Origin of the sequence: Halomonas sp. 707D4, from assembly GCF_024158685.1 — a bacterium.
Lineage (GTDB): Bacteria > Pseudomonadota > Gammaproteobacteria > Pseudomonadales > Halomonadaceae > Vreelandella.
In genome coordinates, this window is record NZ_JAMZBD010000713.1 from 1 (window position 1) to 1,141 (window position 1,141).

The window sequence follows — 1,141 nt, forward strand, 5'->3', positions numbered from 1 at the left end:
CCTGGCCGACGGCGAGCGACTGCGCATCGGCGATGGCGGACTGGAGCTTGGCGGTGAATTTATCGAATCGCATGGCGTTCTCCCGGGATGGCCGCGCACTTGGACGCGCGGCGTGCCCCTGACGATGTTCAATTTACCAAGAGGTTTGGCTTGACAAATTAAATGGTGTCGGCCCGGCAGCCTTTCAAGAGTCGCCGGGCGGGAAAATGGCCGTTCAGGCGGGGCGGTCGGCGAGCCAGATGACGCTCGCCATGCGTCCGGTGCGCCCGGAATCGCGCCGGTAGGAGTAGAAGCGCGATTCGCAGGCGGTGCAGAAGTGCCCGCCGCTGATGTGGTGGATTCCCAGGGCCTCGAGGCGAAAGCGCGCCAGCCGGTAGAGATCCGCCATGTAGTGGTTGAGCCGGTAGGGGCTGTGCTCGAAGGCCTCCGCGCTTTCCGGCTGGGCGCCGACGAAGGCACCGAACACCTCCGGTCCCACCTCGAACTGGGCGTTGGAGATCGCCGGGCCCAGCCACACCAGGATATCGTCGGCGGCGCAATTCATCGCCGCCACCGTTGCCTCGAGCACGCCGCTGGCGAGCCCGCGCCACCCGGCGTGGGCCACCGCTACCTGGGTGCCCTGGCGGTTGCAGAACAGCACCGGCAGGCAGTCGGCGGTCAGCACCACGCAGGCGTACTCGGTGGAGCTCACGGTAGAGGCATCCGCCTGGGGGGCGCCTTCCTGAAAGCTTTGCTGGACCCGCGCACTGTGCACCTGGTCGAGCCACAGCAGCGGGCGATCGTCGCCGATCTCCTTTTGCAGCCGCCGGCGGCACAGCGCCACGTGATCCGGATTGTCGCCGACATGGGCCGCCGGGTTGAAGGCGGCGAAGTCACCCTGGCTCGGTCCGGTCTCGCGGGTGGTCACGAAGGCCCGCACGCTGCTCGGTGCCGGCCAGTCCGGCACCAGCAGCGTGGGGCGCAGGTCGATGGCGTCGCTCATCGCATGGTCTCACTGTCTTCGCGCAGGTAATCCAGCAGCATCAGCAGGTCATCGGGAAGCTCCGCCTTGAAGGTCATCGCCTCCTCGCTGAGCGGATGGGTGAAGCTCAGCTTGCGCGCGTGCAGCGCCTGGCGAGGGAACTCGCGCAGAATCTCCTTG

The 1,141-nt window shown here is 67.2% G+C and carries 1 protein-coding gene and 1 pseudogene; both read right to left on the bottom strand.

Translation table 11 applies throughout. The annotated features are described in order from the left end of the window. Positions 1-214: 214 nt before the first annotated feature. Positions 215-982 (bottom strand): peptidoglycan editing factor PgeF, encoded by a 768-nt coding sequence (pgeF, locus tag BIS11_RS18135; protein ID WP_253420614.1) that lies wholly within the window; start codon positions 980-982, stop codon positions 215-217. After that, a pseudogene (locus BIS11_RS18140) lies at positions 979-1,141 on the bottom strand (RNA pseudouridine synthase); the annotation flags it as partial. The gene pgeF and the pseudogene BIS11_RS18140, both read right to left, overlap by 4 nt.